Origin of the sequence: Clostridium saccharobutylicum DSM 13864 (assembly GCF_000473995.1) — a bacterium.
GTDB lineage: Bacteria > Bacillota > Clostridia > Clostridiales > Clostridiaceae > Clostridium > Clostridium saccharobutylicum.
In genome coordinates this window covers 3,289,241-3,312,533 of the sequence record NC_022571.1, presented here as the reverse complement: position 1 = coordinate 3,312,533, position 23,293 = coordinate 3,289,241, and the positions used below count along the sequence as shown (strand labels likewise).

Here is a 23,293-nt window from a genome sequence, read left to right as displayed (position 1 = left end):
TATGAAATTTGAAAAAGAGGTAAGTTTATGAATAAAAATAATATTAAGGAAATTTATGCATATATAAACATTATAAGGTCAATACCATTATTAATTGCGTATAAATTTTCTAAAAATAGAACTATAATAAATAAAGATATAGTAGAAAACATGAAAAGAAGAGATGGAGATATACATCATAATTGGGGGAATATACAAAGTTTAAATTATCTATTAGTATGTTATCCAGAATTTAGAAATGTATTTTATTATAGGATAGGACTATTGTCACAGATATTAAAATTATTCTATCCAAAAATGAAACCGCTATATATTACTTCTAATGGTATTGGAAGTGGACTTGTTATGTATCATGGATTTAGTACAATAATTTATGCTAAGTCAATTGGAGAAAATTGTACAGTATATCATAATGTTACAATAGGAAAAACTGATGATGTACCCACAATAGGTAATAATGTTACAATTTGCACTGGAGCTAAGGTTATAGGCGGAATTAACATAGGTAATAATTCAACAATAGGGGCAGGAGCAATTGTTACAAAAGATGTGCCTAATAATTGTGTAGTAGTTGGAAATAATGAAATAATGAAACGAAATGGAACACGAGTAAATAAAAAAATACAGCTAGTTAAATAGATACTTATAGTATTTATTGTTACGCAATAGGAATAAATTGTGTAAAAGTAAATTAAATATCAAAGCAATAATCAAGAGCTTTTTAAGGGTTCTTTTTTATTTAAGAAACATTATATTTTAGATATAAAAAATTACTAAAATTCTTATATTTAATAGAATTTGTATTATGATTTTTCTTGGATTATATTGGGACAGAAGCTATAATAATCATTGAACGCGTTCATTTATTATGAAAATTACATAAGGGAGAAATGATAAATGAAAAATTACTTTAAAAAGTTTAGTATAATGTTTGTAATGTTATTAGCTGTTATAGGTGTTGGAATAATTCAAGATGGAAGTGTTGCTAATGCGGCGACTCTTGGACAACAATTGACTTCGCCAGAAGCTGGATGGCAAAGAATTGATGATACTGATAGTAGAATAAAGTATGATGAATCTTATGTAATAAGTCAGTCTAGCACAATGAATTATAATTATACTGAACATAATTCATCTGTACTAAATAATAAAATGTCATTTAAATTTTTTGGAACGAAACTTAGATTAATAAATAGGATACATCCAAATAGAAGTATTAAAGTACAAGTGAAGATTGATGGAGTTGTTAATGGTAATAATGATGTATACAGTATCTCAGATACAGCGAATACTGTAACATTTGAAGTAATGGGATTGGAATCAAATTTACACACTGTAGAAATAGAAAATTTAGCAAGTGGATATATGGTTTTTGATGCTCTTGATATAGATGCTACAGGTTATTTGGTAAATCCAAATACTCCAATTAGTACAATAACATTAAATCAATCATCAATAAATTTAAATATAGGAGATTCACAGCAATTAACAGCAACAACAACCCCAGCATCTGTAGGAGTAAAATGGACATCAAGTGATTCTTCAATAGCAACAGTAGATCCAACAACAGGTAAAGTTACAGGAGTAAAAGAAGGACAAGTTAAAATTACAGCAATAACTGCTGATGGTTTAACTGCAACATGTATTGTGACTGTAACTAAAAAAGATGATCCACAACCAAGTAATCCAGGCGGAGGAACAACTACAGGTGATGCAAATTTATATATAGAACTAGTAGATGGACAGATAAAACAATATTCTGTATCACAAGATGAAATAAATAAATTTACAACATGGTTTGAAAATAGAGATAAAGACCATTCTTTATCAGCAACATATAAGTTGGCTAAGGGAACTTATACTGATTATGTAGTGCATGACCAAATAGATTGGTTTGAAGTAAGATAATTTAATATAAATAGTTGTTTAGGACACTTGCAGAAATGTAGGTGTCTTTTGTTATACAAAAATTTGAAATAAGGAAGGTGAAATATGAATGATGAATTAGTAAAAGATAAACTAGATACACATGAAAGGAGACTTAATAATCATAGCGAAAGAATTGATAAACTTGAGCAGGATGGAAGAGAACTAAAGACAGAACTTAAGAATTTATGTGAAAATCTAAAATCATTAACTAGCATGATGAAGTGGTTTATAGCTACATTAGTAGGGGCTTTAATAAGCTTCTTTTTTTATGCAGTTCAAACAGGAATATTCAATAAATAAAAATGAAAAGGTGGAATGTAAAATGATAAAAACAATATTGGTATTAATCGCAAAAGTATTAGAAAGTAAATTAGTTAAAAGTGGAGTAGAAGAAATTATTTTAAAGAATCAAAATTATATTACTGTTGCTAAGCAAGTTTGGAATACTATTGAAGAGAATTTTAGGATCACAGAAAAAGTAGAAGATAAATTAAAATCAAAAGCAGATGAATTTGATAAAATGTTACTTATTCAATTCCCAGAGTTAACTCAGTCAGATGTTGTAACACTAAGACAAAGTATTGCTGGAGAAGTAAATAAAGATAAACAAGCTGTAGTTGATAATTCTGCATTATTGCAACAACTTCAAACAACTATTACACAATTACAAGCAGAAAATGCAGCACTTAAAAATAAAATATCTCAAATTCAATCTACAGTAGCAATTCCAGAAGAAACTACTAATGTAAATCAACAAGCAGTACAAGCTTAATTCTTAGAGTAGCTTTTAGAGGTTGCTCTTATTTTTTATATTTAAAGGAGTTGATTATATGTCACAATGGAAATGGTGTGCAACAGATGGTAATGGAAAAGTTATAAAAGGTTGGTATCAAGATAGTAATGGTATCTGGTATCATTTAAATGAAGATAATGGAACAATGGATACTGGTTGGTTTCATGATAGAGATGGACGTTGGTATTATCTTGCTGATAATGGAGCAATGCAAACAGGATGGATACAGAGTAAAAAAAGTAATAAGTGGTATTATCTAAATCCTAATAGTGATGGATATATGGGAGCTATGTTTACAGAAGGTACCTATGCTATAAATGAAAAAGAATATTCCTTTGATAGTGAAGGTGCATGGATTGAAAACATAAATCTTTTAAGTGATAAAGGTGCAGATTTTATTGGCAGTTGGGAAGGATTTTGGAGTAAAGCAGATTATGATCCATGTTATCCAGGCGTTGAAAAATATATAACTATTGGATATGGAACAACCATGGAAGCTAGACCTGATGTATTTACTGATGGAATTAATACAAAATGTACAATTGAGCAGGCTAGAGAATGGCTTGAAGAAGAAGCACAAAGTTGTGCTAAAACAATAAAATCAGATTTAGATATTAGAGGTGTATCTTTAAGTCAAAACGAATTAGATGCACTTATTTCTTTTGCGTATAATTGTGGTGCAGGAGCTTTGCTTGGGTCTACATTATATAGAAACATTTGTGACAATATTAAAGATGGTGATACTATTACATCTAATTTTCAAGCATGGAGTAAGGCAAATGGAGCTACAGTTCAAGGACTATATAAGAGAAGAACTTCAGAAGCTGTACTATTCTTAAATGCAGACTATACAGGAAATGTATAAATTAAAAATAAACATGTTATAATATATTTGGCTAAATTGCACAAATACTAGCCATTAAGAGGTAGATTAGGTAGAAATACTTAGTCTACCTTTATTTTTTTGAAAAAATATAAATTTTATGTTTACATTTTTGAAAAACGTTATCTCTATTTTTTATGTTTAGATTATTAGACTACATTAGCATTATTGACTAAAATTTTGAACAATATGCAATGAGGCAATAATTGTTTATTGTATATTTGTTTGACATATTAGATATATAATGTAAAATTATAGTATATATAAAACATAAGGGGGAATAAAAAAATGAAAAAAAAGATTGCAGCTTTATTACTTGTATGTTCTATGTTTTCTTGTTTTACTGCAAATGCAGCTACTAATGATAATGACAATATGCTATTAGGTAATCCAAGCGGGGCAACCAGTAGTATATCTGATTCTAATAATTATTTAATTACTAAACCGCAATATGATTTTTCCTACAATGACAGCAAACATGAGCCTAACTGGACAAGCTGGCATCTGTCTTCAGGTGATATCGGCAGTGCTTCACGTCAAAATGATTTTCGTCCAGATACAAAGCTACCATCAGGATGGTATGAGGTTACCGCGAATGAATTTTTTGCTACTGGATTTGACAGAGGACATATGTGTCCTTCTGGAGATCGTACAGCTTCGGCTGGTGATAACCAAGCAACATTTTTGATGGATAATATGATTCCTCAAGCTCCCAAAAACAATCAGATTACTTGGGCAAAATTAGAGGAGTATGAACGTACACTTGTAAAACAAGGATATGAGCTATATATTATCGCTGGAGGTTACGGAACTGGAGGAACTGGATCTAAAGGATACATGACTACTGTAGGAAACGGTGTCGTGGTACCAGCAGAGACATGGAAAATTATCGTAGCTTTACGTGACGGAAATGATGATATTAGCAGGATAACAACTGATACCAGAGTAATAGCAGTGTTGATGCCAAACAGTCAGGCATGTTCAAGTAAATGGGCTAACTACAGAGTAAGTGTAGATGACATTGAGTCTTTAACTGGATATAATTTCCTTTCGGAAGTACCGACTAGCATTCAAGATGTTATTGAAGCTAAAGTTGATAATGGTGCTACAAATTAATATAATACTTATTTAAAATTTAAATACATAACGTATAAAGAATATACGTTATAGTCATTAATTTTGCTGTATTTTTTGCATGAAAATAGAGATAGTATCTATGGCAGTTTGAGGTGAGCCATAGATACTATCTCTTTTTGAATACTATGAAAAAAATTATGCTTATCTTAAGTATTACCACTATATGCAGGAATATACAAACAAGCCAATAAGAATTAACATAAATTTAATCTTATAGAACTATTTTTCATTATTAATTAGCTTGTTTGTGATATATTTGACAAAAGTTCCAAATAATATACAATTATCTTATAGAAACTTAAGGGGAGGGAAAATAATAGTGGATGGTATTATATTAATTTTAGTTGTAATATTTTCATGTTGTTTAATTTTAGGTATTATAGACCCAATATTGGTAATAAAATGGGGTCCGGAAGAAAAAAAGACTAGAAAAAATGTATTTATGTATTTTGGAGTTGGTTTAGTTATAGTTTCGTCTTGGTTGTCGCTTACAAATTATAATAATGAAAAAAAGGCAGCAATAATTAAAATACAAAATGAAGCTGAAGTCAAGAAAAAACAAGCTAAAGAAAATGAAAAATATACAACATTGCTTGATAGTGGAAAGACATATGAAGCTATGACTACTCAGGAAAGAACTGATATAAATGAATTACTACAGACCTGGAATGAAAAAAATCAAGAATTTAAAGATAAGTATCAATCTAAAAAGGAACTTGTAGAAAAGAGCAAGGATGAAGCTATGGCAAAATGGAAGGCTGAAAAAGAAGCACAGGATGCTAAAAAAGCTGAAGAAGATAAAATAGGATATGATACAGGAATAACTTATGATCAATTGGCTAGAACTCCAGATGATTATAAAGGAAAAAAAGCTAAATTTAATGGTAAAGTAGTTCAAGCATTAGAAGGAACTGGAGAAACTGATTTGAGAATAGCTGTAAATGGAAATTATGATACAATATTATATGTTGCATATGATTCTAAAATTAGTAGTGTAAGAATATTAGAAAATGATAATGTAACAGTAAAAGGAGTATCGCAAGGAATATATGCATACACATCAACTAGTGGTAGGAAGATAAGTATTCCATTGTTGAAAGTGGATGAAATAACATTAAATAAATAGTTTGTATGTTAAAAAAGCTAGGATTAAACTCCTGGCTTTATTTTTTTGTTCCAAATCTGAAACTTATAGTAAGTTCTATTTTTGAAACTTTAAGTATAAAATATTAGTTTCATTTTTAGAAATTCAAATGAGTTGCACTTTTGGAACTGCATATATTACTTAAGCTTTATATTAATTACTTGTTTATACTACTTAGCATTTTGAGTAAAAAAATAAGACACTAGATTAATTTCTAATGTCTTTATTTACGACTCTTATAAATATCAAATAACTTTTCTATAAATTCACCCATAGAGCAATCAAGATCAACAATTTCTTTTTTCATATCTTTTTTTACATCTTTATCTATAAGAACAGTTAGTTTTTCTCTGTTTTCATTTTTAGATATTTTTTTATCCATTTAATCAACTCCATATTTAACTTATAAATCAATTATATCATAAATTTAATAAAAAGTATAATTAAAATAGTTGACTTATACGGCAAAATGATTTAGTATTAATTCATACAGTAAAATGATTTATACGGTAAGTTAAAGAGAGGTGGATTAAAAATGACTAAAGACTATTTAAAGTTTAGAAATGCAATTAAAAAAGATACAAATCTATCTCTAGAGGAATCTTATATGTTAGAACTTATCTATGATTATTACAACACATCTCTGGGATATGCTTATCCAGGTTATGACATATTAATGGCAGATCTAAAAACAAAAAGAAAAGCAAAAGTTTCTAAATTATTAAAATCTTTGGTTAAAAAAGGTTACATCTTAATAAAGAAGAGTGGTAAAAAGAATACTTATAAATTATTAAAGTACTTATTTTTAAATCAACCACCAGTAGATTCAAATGGTAAGCCACCACTAGATGGACAAATACACATTTCTGAATTAACAGAAGAAGAAAATCAAGTAATTCAATTAGGATTTACAGAAAAACAAGCCAAGAGCCTTTTAAAGGTTGCTAAAGATAAGATAGATAAAATAGTTCAAGCTTTAAATTATGCAAGTGATAAGGGAGCAGATAACATATATAGTTACACTCTATGGGCAATTAACAACATAAATAAAATCAAGAATACTTTTAAGCCTGTAGTGGAAAATACTCAAGGATGGAATCCAAAAACTAAATTTGATAATTTTAGACCTAGGGAATATGATTGGGATTCATTAGAAAAAAGATTGTTAGGGTGGGAGTGATTATAATGAGAAAAACACAAGAATTATTAATAGAATTAAGCGGGATTAATGACAACATAATATCACATAGAATTAATGTAATTATAGATTTCCATAATGAATGGGTAGTCCGCAGAAATGAAATAATAAAAGAATTAAAATTATTAGGCATAGAATGGTAAATTAAAAAAGGCAGCAGCCTTAAGCTACCACCATGCGCAACATTAGTATAGCTTAAGTTGCTCCTAAAATCAAGGAGGGATTTTATTATGACATTAGAACAATGGATAGAAATTGCAGAAGTATTAATTACATGGGGATTTTGGTTTATAATCTATGGAGCTATAGCAATGTCTTTAGGATTTGGAATTTTAGCTATAGTTAATAAGCCAATTAGATTTTTTAGATAGAAGGAGTATAAGAAAATGAGTAATAAAGTAAAAATATTAATATCAGTAATAGATTTAGGAAATTACAATGTTAAGGTTTTGGATGTAGAAACAGGAAATAAGATAGTATTTTCTAGCAAAGTATCAAGAGAACATGAAAATACTCCAGAATTATTTAATTGGGTGAAGCATGAAGGAGTTACAGTTTATTTTGAAAAAGGTAATTATTCAATGGAGAATGTTAAAACTAATAAGGAGTTTACAACACAATTATTATATAGTTTGTCTAAAATACATGAACAACAGGAATTTGAAACAAAACTTTGCTTACTGCTTCCAACACAACAGATGACAACAGAGAATAAACAAAAGTACCTGGATCTGAAAGATAAAGAATTTAAATTTGATGCTAGAGCAAATAATATTACTGGCACTAGGAATATAAAAATAAATGATGTTATGATACTTCCAGAAGGATATGTAACATTTTTTGCTTTGGATAAGGAATTGCAAAGTAAAAGTATACTTATTGTAGATATTGGGGGCAGGACAAGCAATTACTGCTCATTTATAAAGGGAAAGCTTGAAGTAAATAAAACATCATCTATTGGATGCTTAGATTTCTACCAAAGGATAAGAGAAGCTAATTCAGCTAAACAATATGATTTGAAAGACATGGAAAGATTTATAGAAGATGGATATGTAACAGTTCATAAGAAAGATTATATACAGTTCTATAATGACATAATAGAAGATATTCAATCTCATAATTGCATTTTATCTCACTTTGATCAGATTATATTTACTGGTGGTGGAAGTTCTTTGTTAGAGCCTATAAAAGATAAACTATCAACTAATTCAAGAATATTAGAAAATAATATATACACAAATGTAATAGGTGCTGGTGTTGTAGCTAAAATGAAATGGGGCGAATCTAACAATGGCAAGGCAAAAGAGTAGCGAAAAGCCTATAAGAAAATCATTCACATTAAATTCAGATAATAATAGAGATAGAGTTATAAGGCTCTATCTTTCAAATTTAGGTAATGAAGCTGAGTTTATGAAAAATATAATATATGACTATATAATGAATAATGGTGTCAAAAATGATACCAATGATGGTAGCAATATTAACACCAATATTAAGATTATAAATAAAGATACCCCCAAGAATGATATCAAAAATGATACCATGTATAATAATGATGTGAAAATTGACACCAATATTAGCACCAATATTAAACCTAATGGAAATTTCATAATTAATATAGATGATTCAGATGATGAAATTGTTGAAATAAAAAAAGATGAAGAAAAAGAACAGGATGAAGCTTTTTCAAATGCTCTTAACGGATTAGGAGTATAAGTATATCGTACCGATAATTGATAAGTTTAAATATACACAGTACAATAATTATAGGACAATTATGTAAGGGGATGTTGTTATGGAAAATAAGATTGAGATTTTTAAGAATGAAGAATTAGGAGAAGTAAGAAGTTTAACTATTAATGGAGAGCCTTGGTTTGTTGGTAAAGATGTAGCTATTGCTCTAGGATATAAAGATACATCGGATGCTTTAAAGGTTCATGTTGATGAAGAAGATAAAGGGGTCGGTGAAATGCCTACCCCTGGAGGAAAGCAAAATATGATTACTATAAATGAAAGCGGATTGTATAGTTTGATATTTAATTCAAAACTTCCAAGTGCAAAAAAGTTTAAGAGTTGGGTTACTAAAGAAATATTGCCATCAATAAGAAAACATGGAATGTATATTACAGATGAATTGCTAAAAGATAATGATAGGCTACAACATGAAATTAAGTATTTGCAAGATAAAGCGAATTTATCTGAAAAATTACTTTATGCTCATAACTTTATAAATACTCAAAAGAATGTTAATAGCTATATGCCAAGCATAATTATTAATGTATTAAATGCCTGTAGAAAAGCAATTATAAGACAAGATGATACAGCCTATTATTTTAATGCAGAAGATGTTAAAAAAGAGTTTAACAAATATGAGATAAAACCAAGAAGATTTAAAGAGATACTTGATTGTATGGGTGGTTATAAAGATTCTATTTTTCTTACTGGAAGAAATGATCGTAAATATAGGTATGAATGCTATATAGCTCCTAAATACTTAATTGATTGTAAACTATAAGACCAGGAATTAATTGCCTTGGTCTTTTTCTATGCACACAGAACCTATTTATTGACTTTAAATTTAAGTCTAAATAGTATTAATGATAAATTTATACCTATATAAATAAAACTTCTCTAAAGACAGGCTAATATACGCCTTAAGAATGCTAATTTAATTTTGATTGGGTAGCACTGTTTTGAAGCAACCAAGTAAAATAAACATTTTTAGGATAACTCCATTTTGGCATGACCCTTGGTAGCCCTCACTTTGAATATAACTTTATTCCGTATAGAACATAATAAATCTCATCTTTTACATTCATTTTAGCTTAAATTAATTTCATCACAAAAAATAACAAAAAAAATAACAAAAATTTAAATGAATTATTATGCCTGTAGGCTAGTAATATCAAGGCTTTAAGATTTAAATACCAAAATAACAAGAATTTTTACTATATACACCTATCTTTATATGAGTATGATTATATTTACCTCATCATATATATATATATTTATAAATTATTGTTATATATATATTATATATAGGGGTAATGCTAGATATACCAAGGGTTTGAACCTGTAACAAAATCAATTTTAGTTTTGTTATATCTATTTTTTACCATTAGGCTTTAAGTATTGAATTTACTACCCTAAAGGCTGTAACAAGAATTTTTATGTTTTTGGTATGAGTTTGTTACAAAATTACTATTTCATCTACAGGCAAGTTTTAGGATTATTCTATTGGAATTTTAATTTATATTATTGACATTTTATTGACATTAGTTTACTATTGTTTACTATATGATGAGTACTATGAAATTGGATTTTAAAAGTTTAATTCTAGTTATATAGCCATTTATAAGGTATTTAGCCATGGCTCACGTTGAAATGATGGGTCTTATCGGAATGGGTAACAACCCAATGGTAGGAGCTACTGTTGCAGTTGCTGTTGCTGTTGAAGAAGGTATGGCTAAATAGGCTATTTTTGTCTATTAATAATAAAGTTCCCCATCTAATAATAAATATCCCAAACTCATAATAAAGTTCGGGAAAAATAGATAGGGAATACGCCCCGCAGGGAGTTCTTAGGAACAAAATGCGGGGCTTTTTTGCGTCCAAATCAAGCAAAAAATCAAATAAAATTTCCAGTTCTAAAGCATGAAAAAGTTGCAGGAGTTATGCCTGTATCTATTCATGCTTTTCGTTGTTTGTTGATTCAAATAATAGGTTAGATAGCAGGAGAAGAATAAGAGGAAACCGAAGCGAAGCCTTGCGTTAGATAGGATTAAGGAAGAGAAGATGATAGAGCTAAGACAGAAGAGAAAAGATAGGCTCGGCAAGATGTAAAACGCAATAAATTGGACGGGAAGTTATGCGTGGACATCATAATATTGAGATGAAATTGGAAAAAGAAAAGACGGGATTAGAGAGATGTTTTATGCCTGATATTTTTGGGGAACTTTATTATGATTCTGGCATTTTATCTGATTTTCAACCTGTTCATAAGTCGGAAAAAAGGGCGATTTTGACGTGGGGATTTTTAATATGATACAGAAATTGGGGAAAGGTGGAAAGTGAGGCGTAGTGAGGGGCGAGAGGGTGTGGGAGGATTGGGGAGGTTTTTTATGAGGGAACATAGATAGTAGGAGCAAAATTAGAAATTTTGCTAAGGTGGCAAGTTAAAAGGTTCAAGTTTAATTTTAATAAGGAATATATTCAAATATGTGCAAAATGGTAATCGCTGTTAAATAAATTGATATAATTAGTAACATACTATAAAATATAATTTATAGTAAATTTTTGAATAAGAAGGCATTAAGCAATAAAATTTCTAAAGGTAATGTTTTCTAATAGTGGAGGATTTTATGCAGGATATACTAAATAAGCTATTTTACTGGTATACAGTAGAGAAATTTTCATCGTTTAATGTTGAGTATGATAGAAACTCATATTTTAATAAATTGCCATGGATAAAAGAAAAAAAGAATAAACATTATGAAGTATATTTGGGATTATACAATAATTCAGATGTGATAGGTTTTTTAGCAGATAAATATGGTGATAAGGATAACTTACCTGAAAGGGTTTCAGGGATTTCATGTTTAGGCATTTTTAATGTAGATGAAAATGGAGAATATATTGAAAATACATTTAAAATTTCAATGTTGCCATATGTTATAAATGAATTGTTAAGTGACAATATAAAAACAACTAATAGTTCATTAGAGTTTGATAATTTAACTAAAATAATTGAAGGTACAGCGATAAATGTACTGAAAAAAGTTAATTATGCTACTGTTAATGAAATGCTAAGTAAGCTATTAAAACATTTTGGATGGTTTAATGAAAACTGGTTTTCTAAAATGGGAAAATTTAAAATAGAAGAAAGATCAATAGGGAAAGAAAGCAATCAAGATGAAGAGGATAAGTATTTTAATAGTTTTTACCTGAGTGATATTGAAAAGTTAATTGTTGAAGCTAATAGAAAAAACTATGGTAGTGCGTTTAAAAACTTTATATTACAATATAAAAGCAATAATAGAGTAGATATTGAGAATGATAGAAAATATATAGAGGATATACTTCAACCTAATAATATACCTATGGCAAAGTGGCCTTCAAAATATGGATTAAGTTTAATGCAACAAGTTTCTGTAAACTTAGCATTAAAAGAGTTAAAGGATAGCAGTGATATTTTTTCTGTAAACGGGCCACCAGGTACAGGGAAAACCACATTGCTTAGGGATGTCATTGCTAATATTATAGTAGATAGAGCGAAAAAGTTATCTAATTATGATAAGCCTGAAAATGCTTTTAAAAAAGCAAATGAAGTTATTAAGGTAACTATGAAAAATGGAGTCGAGTACCCTTATAATCCATATATAATTGATGATGAATTAAAAGGATATGGAATAACTATTGTATCAAATAATAATAATGCTGTTGAAAATATATCTAAAGAATTACCAGAGATGAAAGCAATAAATGGATTTGATGATTGTTTAGGAGCTGATTATTTTCGAGATACTGCAAGCAAAGTATCTGGATTAGAAGCTTGGGGCTTGATTTCAGCTACATTAGGGAAGAAAAATAATTGCTCTGAATTCTCTAAAAACCTTTGGGGTGGGGGCTTTTCAGAATTTGCTAATCAGATAAATAGTAAAAATGAATCTTTAAATTGGGAACAAGAAAAAGAAAAATTTTTAAACGCTTATGAAGAAATTGAAAATTATAAAGAAGAATTGAATGAATTAAAAAATGCAATAGAGGAAGAAAAAAATACAAAAGATCAGATAGAAAATATAAATAACAAAATAAATATGAGATTAGACGCAATAGGCCTTAACGATATAAAATATAAGTTGATAAAAGAAGCTATTGAGGATGTTGAGAACAGAATAGAAGTGTTTAAAGAAATAATAAAATGTCATAAAGAAAATCAACCATCTTTATTTATTAGAATTTTTAGAAGAAAAGTTTATAAACAGTATAATTCTGAATTGCAAAAGCATAATCTTGATAAGAAAGAAGCATTAACTAAATTACTGGATTTAAAGAACGATTTAGATTCCTCAAAAAACTATAAAAATAAACTTGAAAAAGAGAAAAATGAATTTTTAAATGAAATGAGTATATATACAAATAAGCTTGATGAAATTATAAGAATAAAAGAAAAATGGAATAATAAAATAGGTAGCTTATATCCAGAAAAGTATTGGGATAAAACAATAGATGATCAGCAATTAGAATGTTTGTGGATTACTAAAGATTTAGATGAAAAAAGATGTGAACTGTTTTTGTTAGCATTACAGTTACATAAAGCTTTTATTCTTAATGTCCATCAACCTCTAAAAAGTAATTTGTCTATATTTACGAATTACTTATCAGGGAATGAACTGCAAGGAAATTATTTAAGATATATCAATGATTTATGGAATACATTGTTTTTAATTGTTCCAGTTGTATCAAGTCCATTTGCGTCTATTGGAAGAATGTATAAGCATTTAGGTAAAGAGGAGATAGGATGGTTGTTAATAGATGAAGCGGGGCAAGCTTTACCACAAACAGCACTTGGAGCAATTTGGCGTTCCAAAAGAGTTGTAGTTGTTGGAGACCCACTACAAGTTGAACCAGTAGCTACAATACCATTAACATTAATCGAACTTATAGGAAAAGAGTGGAATGTGGAAGATGTAGTATCAAAAACTTTATCGGTTCAAAAAATGGCAGATAAAATAAATAAATATGGTACATATCGTGAAGATTTGTGGATAGGATGTCCTCTTAGGGTTCATAGAAGATGTGAAAATCCTATGTTTAAAATAAGTAATAAAATAGCATATGATAATAAAATGATATATGGAACATTTAAAAATAATACATATCTACCTATTAGAGAGTGCAGATGGATTGATTGTATAGGCAGGAGTAAAGGTGGTAAATCTCATTACATAGAAGAGCAAGGAGAAGCGGTATGTAAATTAATAAAGCAATGTATGAATGATGGTGGTGAATTGCCAGAATTATACGTGATTTCCCCATTTAAAACTGTTGTAGGTGGAATAAAATATAAAATAAAAAAAGAATTTAATTTTGTAGAGCCTAAAATCTTAACGAAATGGATTAATAAGTCTATTGGAACAGTCCATACATTTCAAGGAAAAGAAGCGGGTATGGTAATAATATGCTTAGGTGTAGACAAAGACCATGAGGGTGCTGTAAGATGGGCTTCAAAATCTCCTAACATTTTAAATGTAGCTGTAACAAGGGCAAAGAACCGACTTGTCATTGTAGGAGATAAAGAATTGTGGGGCGATAAGCCTAACTTTAAGGAAGCACTTGAAGCTTTAAGTATTGGTAAATCTTAAAAATATAAATCAGTTTAATTTGGATAAAATAAAACAGCTATGGACAATACATCCAAAGCTGTTAGGAAAATGACACAAAGGTTGTAGGAATTTCACACACACATTTGATTGATACAGGAAATATTTATTTAGGTTAGTTTATAGAAATATTATAACAGTGATTATATTTGTTTGTAAATAATACAATAGACAACGCAAATACTGTTATAGATAATATTGGAGATAGTAAGAAGAGACCTCGTAAGAGGTCTTTTTGTTGTTTAATCTTTTTGATAACATATTTTCAAAAAGATGGTTTTCTGACAAGAACTATTATAAAGAATACTTGTATCTTAACCAGAGAGTAGGCTAATCGCCCACTTGTTATGAGGATTTATTATTATATCTGGAAATTATAATTGACAGAAAAGTGATATTTATTGAAAACAAAGCTACTGAGTATAATACATTATCAAATAAATAAAGTAGGAACTGCTTAATGCAGTAATTTATTAACAGGAAGGATGATGTAAAATGAGTACATATGGTAAATTATTTGGTGAGGTAATTAGAGAACTTAGAATACAAAAGAATATGTCGTTAGATGAATTATCTAATATCACCAATGTAAGTAAATCTTATCTTTACAGATTGGAGCAAAATCAGAGAAATAACCCAACAATATACGTAATTAATAGGCTGTCGACTGCCCTGGAACTCGACATTAAAGCGATGGAAAAATTGTTAGTAAATGAGGAGTGCAAAGAACCGAAAGAATATATAAGCAATATTGATGGAATGTTATTAAATAATACATATACATTTGCTGAAAATGTAGCAACCATGGAAGTACAGTTAAGTCTTAGGGATGTAATTAAATCGCTCGAAATGTATTGCATTAAGCAAGATTTAAGTAGAGAAGATGACAAAGCTTTACTGGAATTAGTTGATAAGTTAAGATGTGAAGTGTCAAAATTAACTTAATGTTAATTTTAGATTAGGTACTTTTATATAATTAAATTTAGACTGCATTTATGGAAATATGACCATAATGCAGTTTTTTTAAATCCAATAAATTAATATGAATATTGGAAATTATAATTTACAACTAAATGAAAGTAGTGAAAGTGAATGAAACTTTATAGAATATATTATTAAAAATAATTAATAAAGGTGTTGCATGGCAACTAATTTGCAAAGGAAGGAAGTTGATAAATTATGTCAGGAAAGAGTTTTGGTTCTATATTAAAAGAAATGCGGGAAAATCAGGGTTTAAGTATGCACGATTTGGGTAAGGAGGTAAATATTAGCCCAGGTTATGTTTGCAGGCTTGAAACAGAGAGCAGAGACAATATTTCTATGGATTATTTTTCCAGGTTGGCCAAACGTCTCAAAATGCCTGCAAGTATAATATTAGAAATTTATCCAGATTGTTTTGTAGACGATATTTCAGGAGTAATTTTTACATTGGATGAATTAATAGTACATGGTAATTTTATATTTGCTAAAAAAGATAGTGACATACATATAAAACTTGGGTTACAAAGAATTGTGCAAGAATTAGAGAGGCATATTTTATGTAAAACAAGAGAGTCAGAGGCGAGGTTATTAAGCGAAATAGATAAGTTTAAGGACAAATATTAATAGAAAAGTTGAATTTTAAAGTTAGCATAGATGTAAAAGTTTATATTTATGCTAACTTTTTTAAGAGGTGATAAGAATGGGACAAAGGAATAGTCGAAAAAAGGAATTAATACTAAATTTATACTGCAAATTATACCCTCAAAAGCTTAACAAAATTTTAAGGACAAACCTTAGTAGTATAATGTTGGAAAGAGATTTTGATAAAAGGCGGATAGATATTACTGCAATATCTGATGATGGCAAGAAATGTTATATAGAAGTATTATTGAAAAAAACAGATGATATACATTATGAGCAGGTTAAAACAATAATTGAAAGAGTTATAAATCCTCAAATGGATAATTTAATTGTGTGGATAGCACCAGAGTTTAATCAAAAGCATATACAGGAACTATTCAAATTAGTAGCTTCAAATTATTCATGTAGAAATTTAGAACTTAAAATTATAAGATTAAATGGTGAAGCGGTTATTCCGATACTTGAAGATATAAATAAGGCAAGTATATTAGAGCAGGTGGAAAAATATAATCAAATAGAATCTATAGAAGACCTTTTTTTCTTTTCAAATGAGATAAAGTGTTCTGGTAATACTGATAATATATCATTTCATGGTAAAGATAGATATGTAGAATATACAAGAAAACAGAATTTGCTCATTAAAGTTATAGAGAGGCTTAGAGAAGATTTTTGGATGAATCCTAATGTACATCAATATAAAGATGTTGAAAATGGTAATTACATCTCAATGGGGAGCGGTATTAGCAGTGGAATAGAATATAGAGTTGTAATTAATAAAAGTAATAGTATGGGAGTTGAAGTGTGTTTTGGCTACGATTATAAAAATATATTTTATAAGCTGTTATCCGAAAGTAAAGAAGATATAGAGGAAAGCCTTGATTTTGTACATTTAGTATGGAATAGTAAGCACGAAAAAATTGGGTGGTATCTTGGCAATACTTTTATGTATGAAGAAGATTTGCTTATAAAAAGATTAGCAAGAATAACCAAGCAATATATATGTATTATGGATAAATACATAAGACAAGCAATATAATTTATAAAAATGCACTTTAAAATAGAGTGCATTTTTATTGACTTTATTTTATGTATTAAATGCTATAATTTATGTATATAGAATAATAGGGGGTAGGAGCTATGTATGATATATGAGGAGTGTGTTAAAAAGTGGAGAAAATCAAAAGAAAAAGATGTATTAGATAGATTTTTTCAAAAGTTTACGTATTCATCTAATAAAATAAATAACAAAGAAACAAAGTTAAGAGATGTTGAAAATATTTTTAATGGAATAGACATTAATACGAGTGAGAAAACAATTAGAGAAATAAAAAATCATAAAGAACTTTGTGATTTTGTTTCAAAATTGATTAAAGATAATAATTCAGAACTATCAGTAGAGTTAATTAAAAAGTTTCATTATATTTTAATGAAAGGTTGTTTTGGGGAAGAACTTTTAATGGACGGTGAAAAGCCAGAAGAGCTTAGGAATAATCAATATATTGATGGGATAGATGATAGAGAAGAAGTATGCCAATTAAACGTTGAAGAGAGCCTAAGAGTTTTAGTAGATGAAATTAATGCTATACAAATAAATGAAGATAATGCGTTAAGAACTGTAAGTTATTTTGTGTGCTGTTTTCATAGAATCCATCCTTTTCGTATTGGAAATAGGCGTATAGCAGGAATGATAATTAACTATTTACTTATTAAGAATGATCTTCCTCCAATTATCGTATTTTACCATGATATAGAAGAATATCATCAAGCATTAGAACAATTCAGAAATGCACAAGGACACTTAAAAATGGAGAAGTTTTTAAGTATTCAATCATACAAAACATGGCTTAAAAACTATAATGTGAGGATGAAAAAGTTAAAGGATTTTTTAGGAGAGTAAAATTTGGGTAGTAGTATTTTGGGGATTTTATGTAAAGGTATTAGAATAGAAAATCTTTATTGCCACTGTTATATATACAATGTATAATAATAACATAGGAGCAGAGAAATACTGCTTTAAGTAAATGGTTAAATATTAATGGCTATTTTTACAATACTTTATATAATCAAGATATTGTTAATTATTAATAAAAATAAATAAGGTGATTAAATGAATAAATACTGTTGTGTTATACAATTAAATATAAATTTTGAAAAGACATCCTAAATTTTTAGGGTGTCTTAATTTTTGTGTTGACAATAGTAAATATTTTAGGAAAGGATAAGTGATTAGTAATGAGTGAAACGACAGGAGTTTTTATTTTAGCAATAGCAGGTGTGTTAATTATGAGTGTGACCTCTATATACACTATATGTTTGATGATTGAGTTGGTAAAAAAAGATAAGTAGAGTTGCATTAGATATTTATAATTATGGTAAAACGAGAATTAGTTACAATAAAATGCTACAGAAAGCAGAATAAGAAAGGACGTGAACTTAGTGTTATTGGTTGGTGTACATTACCAAGATGAAATGGCTTCAAGAATTTTAGCTGACAAGATCAAAGATATATTAGTTGAAAATGATAAGGTATTGGTTGTTTGTATTGGTTCAAGTAAATATATGTGTGATTGCTTAGCACCATTGTTGGGAACATTGTTGAAAGATATTAAAATACCATTGAATGTATTTGGAACGCTTGAAGACCCAATTCACTTTTTAAATGCAAAAGATAAGATTAGAGAAATTTCAAATAATTTACCAGACCATAAAATAATATGTATTGACGCATGTCTTGGCGATAATGTAGGTTGTATACATATTAGAAAGGATTCAATAGTTCCAGGATTAGGTGTTGGTAAATCACATGATCCAATAGGCGATTTTTCTATGGAAGTAGTAATTGAAAACAGAAGAAAAAGTAAAAAGATAATGGAACTACCCATAACTTTAGATTATTTAATGTGCATTGCATTTGTTATAAGGAGTTCGTTTGTACAAGCTTTTAATAGTTATATGGCAACTAAAGGAAATAATGATACAAAGATATAGAAAACTCAGCAAAGAATAGAGAATTCTATGTTTTTAATTGTATTATCTGCTATTTCTAAATATATGCAAAGATTATCGGCAAGTGTATTAATAAAGCCAATGACATTGATTAATATATGGTTTTGGGTAAACTCTGTAGTTAGGTTATTATTCGTAGTATTACTTATTGGGATAATTGTGCTAATAACATAGATAATTTCACTGATAAGCAAATTGTATTTATGCTTATCAAGGTCTTCAATATTTAAGTTTAGGAACTTTTTATCAAGTTGCTCTTGTATTAAATATAATGCGTGATTCATCATTTGTATCTCCTTAAAATTATTATTTATACTTTAATTATATTAGGAAGTCAATGACTTGATAAGCTTTAAATGGTTCTATCATGTTTTAGTGTCGCAATATAATAAATATAAAATCTTTTGTTGCAGATAGTCAAAATTATGGAAACTTACGTTCTGTTAATGTAAAATAATATTATAAAATACTATTTTGTAGGTTTCATATGACAAGTAGATTAGAAATTAAAGTATTGGATGTGTTAGAAATGATTTGGATTGAAACTGGACTTGCTATAGATGAATATAAAAGGTAATTAATAGAGAGGTGGATTAAGCAATGAGAATGGAAGAAATGTTATATGGTGAATTGAGCAAGATTAAAACTGACGCTTTTATTCAGAATGAGATATTAAAAAGAGAGATGGAAGAGAAAGCCAAAGAAGAAGTGGTTTTTGCAATTATGGCAGAGCAAGTAAGAATTGCTTGTCAGCTTATAGGAATTTTGGAAGATGATATTATTTCAGAAGTTACAGGAGTTAGCATATCGCATTTGCAATGTATGAAAAATTAAGTATAACGTCTAAAGGGATTGAAATAAAAGCTATGATTTGGTAATTAATGTGTTTTAGGTAACATAGTAATTAGTGAATTGTAGCTTTTTTATATTAGGAAAATAATGAATATTTTATGTATAAAAATACAAAATATGAGTATAAAAATAAAATATTCAGAATATTCACAACTACTCTCGAATCATAATCCTATATAGAGTAAAATTATTGATTAGTAATTAACATAAAATGGAAAATAAAAATTGTTTGTTCTTGCGAACAAAGGCATACTGTAAAAGTGATTGTTATAGGTTCAAGTATATATATATTATAGGAGTAAGTTCTAAATATTTTAGGAATAATAATCATAAATTAAAAAATGAGTTGAATTAAATAATTATACAGGTAATAGGAACAGGATTAAACAAAATTAATATTACATGAAATACGGAGCAGGTACAATTTGCTATCAAGAAAATATAGTTTATACGAATTCATAGCCAGGATTGTCAATTTTGAAACATAAAATAGCAATGAGTGTAAATGCAACAACATTTTGAAGCATTGCTGTACGAAGTTGCAACAATTCTTGATAAAGATATTTAATTCCTAATACTGGTAAGACAAGCTCGAACCGTTTTAGGGTTTAATACTCTCAATTATCTTTGTACAATATAGAAAATACAAAAGATAAAAGGAGAAATTAAATATGGCAAGACTTACTGATACGCAAATACAAGAGGCAAGAAGTAAAGATTTTAAGGAATTTTTGGAAAGGGAAGGTTTCAGTTTTAGGAAACATGGAAATTCTTATGAATGTGTTGAGCATGATTCTCTTGTTCTAAATAAAAAAGGAGATTGTTTATGGTATCACTGGTATTCGAGAGATGAAAAAGGAAATATAATAACATTTGTACAAAATAATATAACTAATGGAAATTTTAGACAAGCTGTAGCATATATATTGAATTGTAACATCGGTTCTTATAGTATTGAAGAAAGCTATAGCAATGAAAATAAGAAAAATAGTCTTGGTAGTAATTTCAAAATTGACATTGGTAGCGATATGAAGAGATTATTTGCATACCTAACTACGACACGAGGAATTGATAAGGATTTAGTGAATCAACTAATAAAGCAAGATAAGATTGCTCAGGATTCAAAAAATAATATTGTCTTTAAGTATATGGATGAAAGTGGAAGAAATGTTGGTGGAGAGTTAAAAGGTACTTGCAGTAGTAAATCATTTAGTGGAGTGGCTAAGAATTCAGATGAAAATTATGGATTTACAATAGTAATAGGAAATAACAATAATATAAAAGAGATTAAGGTGTTTGAAGCGAGTTCTGATTTATTGAGTTATTATCAATTATTTGGTAATGGATTAAAAAATACAATACTGCTATCATTAGGAGGATGTACAAAAATTAAAAAAATAAGCACTTATTTAAGACAATATGAGAATCTTAGTTTAATATCTGCATGTGTTGACAACGATAAAGCAGGAAACACATCATTTGACAATATAAGTAAAGAATATAGCAATTATGAAATACATGACGAAAGGGAACTATTACTTAATAATGGTGTTAAAGATTATAACGAGTTACTGAAAAAAGGCATTATAAAATAAATAGATGAAATGACACTGCTGACATATTGGTTACGGTGTCTTTTTTGCTTATTGAATACAATTTAATGAAAACAGTACATATATTTTGTAGTCTACAATTTAGAAATGCTTAAACTCATTATAACTAAATTTTCAGTAAAACCAAATATTTATAATTATTATAGGCTTAATTATTAATCATAGAAGATTTAGCTGTAGTAATATTTGTTCTAACAGAATTTATTAGCTAAAATTAATTGCTTCAACTTCATAATTATTCTTTTTTGTAGCCTTTAATATCTTTAAATATAGTTAAACTTTGTTGAGCAATATTACTATATGAATTACAGTAATTGTTTTGTAAACTTATTTTAAAATACTTCTAATACGTTAATCTATAGGTAATAGTAAATAAGTTTTAAGTAAAAATTTAAGATATTTAACAACTAACTTTCTTATAGGTAATCGTTCGGTTTAGTAAATGAGGAGGAAATTTATGGATAGGATTGAAAGCATTAAGGATATATTAGATAAAAGAGAATTAGCCATTGCAGAAGATGACAGACGAGCAGTTAATAAAGCTAATAAAGCATTAAATAGTACAATTAAAGCCAATGTTATTAAAGCACAAGAGGCACTTGGAGCAGATAATAAATATAAAGAATACTTTGTTAATAATATAGAACATATAAAGGAGTTATTGGTTATCAATAAAGAGATTAACACAATAGAGGAAGCTATTGGTCTTATTCATCAAGTCGATTTTAGATATATTTTTGGATTAGATGTATTAATGGAAGAACCATTCGCTTGTGAATTTATCAATAGTGAACGTAGGATTTCTTTAGCATTTACGACAGAAGAAAAAGCCAATGTAGGTGTAGAGAAAGAAATGGAGAGGTTTAAGGGAAAAGAAATAATTGTTTCAAGCTATGAAAGATTTGGAATGTATATTAAGGAGCTTGTAGTAAGTGGAGAGAATACAGAAGCCTGGATAACTTACAATCTTACCAGAAATAAGTATTTATATATGGTTGGAAGCAAGAAGGAGGACAATCCATATGTGATTATTTCTTTTGACATATTGGATTTGTGCCAAATCTTTATGAAATGTGATATTAGTAAGGCAATACAAGGTCTATGCGAATTGTTAGGAATAAGGATTAAGGAATTTGAGGAGGTTAGAGGTAGGTATGAGAGATGTAAAAGCTTTGTTAGGAATAATTTAACTAAAGATAAATTTCCAATACTATTTGAACTTATAGGTGAGCAAATTCCTAAATTAGAAACAATATTTGAAGAAGGAATAGATAAATTATACTATCACGGGGAAAGTAAAGAAGGCATGGTATTTTCAGCGTCGATGCAATATCTTGCCGATACTATGGGGAAAAGGAAAAGCACAATAAATCCGATAGTTAATATTTTTGCTCTTCTGGGATTATTGCAAAAGCCAGATGTTAGAAGTGGTATATATGGTAAAGGGTGCAATAACGATATAACATATTATTACATTCCAGAATATAATAATGAGATATTTCAAAAAGCTGAACAATTAGCAATGATACTGCTTTATAATGGTGAGCGTGTTACTGCAAGTTCTTTTTCTTATTCAATCTGTATAGAGAAGTTCGGACAAGAAATAGCTAATAAAATATTTAAAGATAAAGTTACAAAGGCAAGAGCAAGTTAATGTTTCTTGCTTTTTTTGTTGCAAAGAACCTTAAACAGTATAGAGCAGTTTATCAGTATGAAAATTATTGACGATGTGA

24 protein-coding genes and 1 pseudogene are annotated in these 23,293 nt (G+C 28.4%); 23 read left to right on the top strand and 2 right to left on the bottom strand.

Going from position 1 to position 23,293, the window contains the following annotated elements:
• The first annotated feature begins 27 nt into the window (after positions 1–27).
• From CLSA_RS24055 to CLSA_RS14265, 7 genes are all read left to right on the top strand, one after another.
• Positions 28–639 (top strand): serine O-acetyltransferase, encoded by a 612-nt coding sequence (locus CLSA_RS24055; protein WP_022747083.1) that lies wholly within the window; start codon positions 28–30, stop codon positions 637–639.
• A gap of 258 nt (positions 640–897) precedes the next feature.
• Entirely contained in the window at positions 898–1,908 is a 1,011-nt protein-coding gene (locus tag CLSA_RS14290; protein ID WP_022747082.1) for an Ig-like domain-containing protein, read from the top strand.
• Between the two features lie 84 nt (positions 1,909–1,992).
• A complete protein-coding gene (locus CLSA_RS14285; RefSeq protein WP_022747081.1) occupies positions 1,993–2,229 on the top strand; it encodes a hemolysin XhlA family protein in 237 nt (78 codons plus the stop codon).
• 22 nt (positions 2,230–2,251) lie between these two features.
• Positions 2,252–2,701: a hypothetical protein gene (locus CLSA_RS14280; RefSeq protein WP_022747080.1), complete on the top strand. Its 450-nt coding sequence runs from the start codon at positions 2,252–2,254 to the stop codon at positions 2,699–2,701.
• A gap of 58 nt (positions 2,702–2,759) precedes the next feature.
• Positions 2,760–3,587, top strand: a complete 828-nt coding sequence (locus tag CLSA_RS14275; protein WP_022747079.1) for a lysozyme — start codon at positions 2,760–2,762, stop codon at positions 3,585–3,587.
• Positions 3,588–3,893: 306 nt separating this feature from the next.
• A complete protein-coding gene (locus tag CLSA_RS14270; RefSeq protein ID WP_022747078.1) occupies positions 3,894–4,721 on the top strand; it encodes a DNA/RNA non-specific endonuclease in 828 nt (275 codons plus the stop codon).
• A gap of 340 nt (positions 4,722–5,061) precedes the next feature.
• On the top strand, positions 5,062–5,868 hold the full coding sequence (locus CLSA_RS14265) for a cell envelope integrity TolA family protein (protein WP_041716287.1): 807 nt from the start codon (positions 5,062–5,064) through the stop codon (positions 5,866–5,868).
• Between the two features lie 241 nt (positions 5,869–6,109).
• On the opposite strand, the gene CLSA_RS23160 is transcribed toward CLSA_RS14265, so the two are convergent.
• Positions 6,110–6,268 (bottom strand): hypothetical protein, encoded by a 159-nt coding sequence (locus CLSA_RS23160; RefSeq protein ID WP_022747076.1) that lies wholly within the window; start codon positions 6,266–6,268, stop codon positions 6,110–6,112.
• A gap of 153 nt (positions 6,269–6,421) precedes the next feature.
• On the opposite strand from CLSA_RS23160, the gene CLSA_RS14260 reads away from it, so the two are divergent.
• The 13 genes and pseudogenes from CLSA_RS14260 (at position 6,422) to CLSA_RS14215 (ending at position 19,077) form a co-directional block, all read left to right on the top strand.
• Positions 6,422–7,066, top strand: a complete 645-nt coding sequence (locus tag CLSA_RS14260) for a helix-turn-helix domain-containing protein (protein ID WP_022747075.1) — start codon at positions 6,422–6,424, stop codon at positions 7,064–7,066.
• Between the two features lie 5 nt (positions 7,067–7,071).
• Positions 7,072–7,227 carry a hypothetical protein gene (locus CLSA_RS23155; protein WP_155738339.1) on the top strand — a complete coding sequence of 52 codons (156 nt, stop codon included), beginning with the start codon at positions 7,072–7,074 and terminating at the stop codon, positions 7,225–7,227.
• Positions 7,228–7,314: 87 nt separating this feature from the next.
• Positions 7,315–7,455 (top strand): hypothetical protein, encoded by a 141-nt coding sequence (locus CLSA_RS23485; protein ID WP_022747074.1) that lies wholly within the window; start codon positions 7,315–7,317, stop codon positions 7,453–7,455.
• A 15-nt stretch (positions 7,456–7,470) separates the two neighbouring features.
• Entirely contained in the window at positions 7,471–8,394 is a 924-nt protein-coding gene (locus CLSA_RS14255) for a ParM/StbA family protein (RefSeq protein WP_022747073.1), read from the top strand.
• Positions 8,375–8,800, top strand: coding sequence for a hypothetical protein (locus CLSA_RS14250; protein ID WP_022747072.1), 426 nt, complete (start codon positions 8,375–8,377; stop codon positions 8,798–8,800). The genes CLSA_RS14255 and CLSA_RS14250 overlap by 20 nt, the downstream gene beginning before the upstream one ends.
• A gap of 79 nt (positions 8,801–8,879) precedes the next feature.
• Positions 8,880–9,599 (top strand): BRO-N domain-containing protein, encoded by a 720-nt coding sequence (locus CLSA_RS22165; RefSeq protein WP_022747071.1) that lies wholly within the window; start codon positions 8,880–8,882, stop codon positions 9,597–9,599.
• Between the two features lie 857 nt (positions 9,600–10,456).
• Positions 10,457–10,558, top strand: a pseudogene (locus CLSA_RS22870) (GGGtGRT protein); the annotation flags it as partial.
• An 887-nt stretch (positions 10,559–11,445) separates the two neighbouring features.
• Entirely contained in the window at positions 11,446–14,448 is a 3,003-nt protein-coding gene (locus tag CLSA_RS14240; RefSeq protein WP_022747069.1) for a DEAD/DEAH box helicase, read from the top strand.
• Between the two features lie 513 nt (positions 14,449–14,961).
• Entirely contained in the window at positions 14,962–15,411 is a 450-nt protein-coding gene (locus CLSA_RS22160; RefSeq protein ID WP_022747068.1) for a helix-turn-helix domain-containing protein, read from the top strand.
• 234 nt (positions 15,412–15,645) lie between these two features.
• Entirely contained in the window at positions 15,646–16,071 is a 426-nt protein-coding gene (locus CLSA_RS14230; protein ID WP_022747067.1) for a helix-turn-helix domain-containing protein, read from the top strand.
• 76 nt (positions 16,072–16,147) lie between these two features.
• A complete protein-coding gene (locus CLSA_RS14225) occupies positions 16,148–17,125 on the top strand; it encodes a hypothetical protein (protein WP_022747066.1) in 978 nt (325 codons plus the stop codon).
• Between the two features lie 105 nt (positions 17,126–17,230).
• A complete protein-coding gene (locus CLSA_RS14220; protein ID WP_022747065.1) occupies positions 17,231–17,986 on the top strand; it encodes a Fic family protein in 756 nt (251 codons plus the stop codon).
• Between the two features lie 530 nt (positions 17,987–18,516).
• Positions 18,517–19,077: a DUF1256 domain-containing protein gene (locus CLSA_RS14215; protein ID WP_155762480.1), complete on the top strand. Its 561-nt coding sequence runs from the start codon at positions 18,517–18,519 to the stop codon at positions 19,075–19,077.
• Between the two features lie 5 nt (positions 19,078–19,082).
• Here the strand turns inward: CLSA_RS14215 and CLSA_RS23150 are convergent, their stop codons facing one another.
• Entirely contained in the window at positions 19,083–19,382 is a 300-nt protein-coding gene (locus tag CLSA_RS23150; RefSeq protein ID WP_155738336.1) for a hypothetical protein, read from the bottom strand.
• A gap of 313 nt (positions 19,383–19,695) precedes the next feature.
• Here CLSA_RS23150 and CLSA_RS14205 point away from each other — a divergent pair, with 313 nt between their 5' ends.
• The 3 genes from CLSA_RS14205 (at position 19,696) to CLSA_RS14195 (ending at position 23,214) form a co-directional block, all read left to right on the top strand.
• Positions 19,696–19,929 (top strand): hypothetical protein, encoded by a 234-nt coding sequence (locus CLSA_RS14205; RefSeq protein WP_022747062.1) that lies wholly within the window; start codon positions 19,696–19,698, stop codon positions 19,927–19,929.
• 689 nt (positions 19,930–20,618) lie between these two features.
• Entirely contained in the window at positions 20,619–21,542 is a 924-nt protein-coding gene (locus CLSA_RS14200; protein ID WP_022747061.1) for a DUF3991 and TOPRIM domain-containing protein, read from the top strand.
• A 475-nt stretch (positions 21,543–22,017) separates the two neighbouring features.
• Entirely contained in the window at positions 22,018–23,214 is a 1,197-nt protein-coding gene (locus CLSA_RS14195) for a hypothetical protein (RefSeq protein ID WP_022747060.1), read from the top strand.
• Positions 23,215–23,293: the final 79 nt, after the last annotated feature.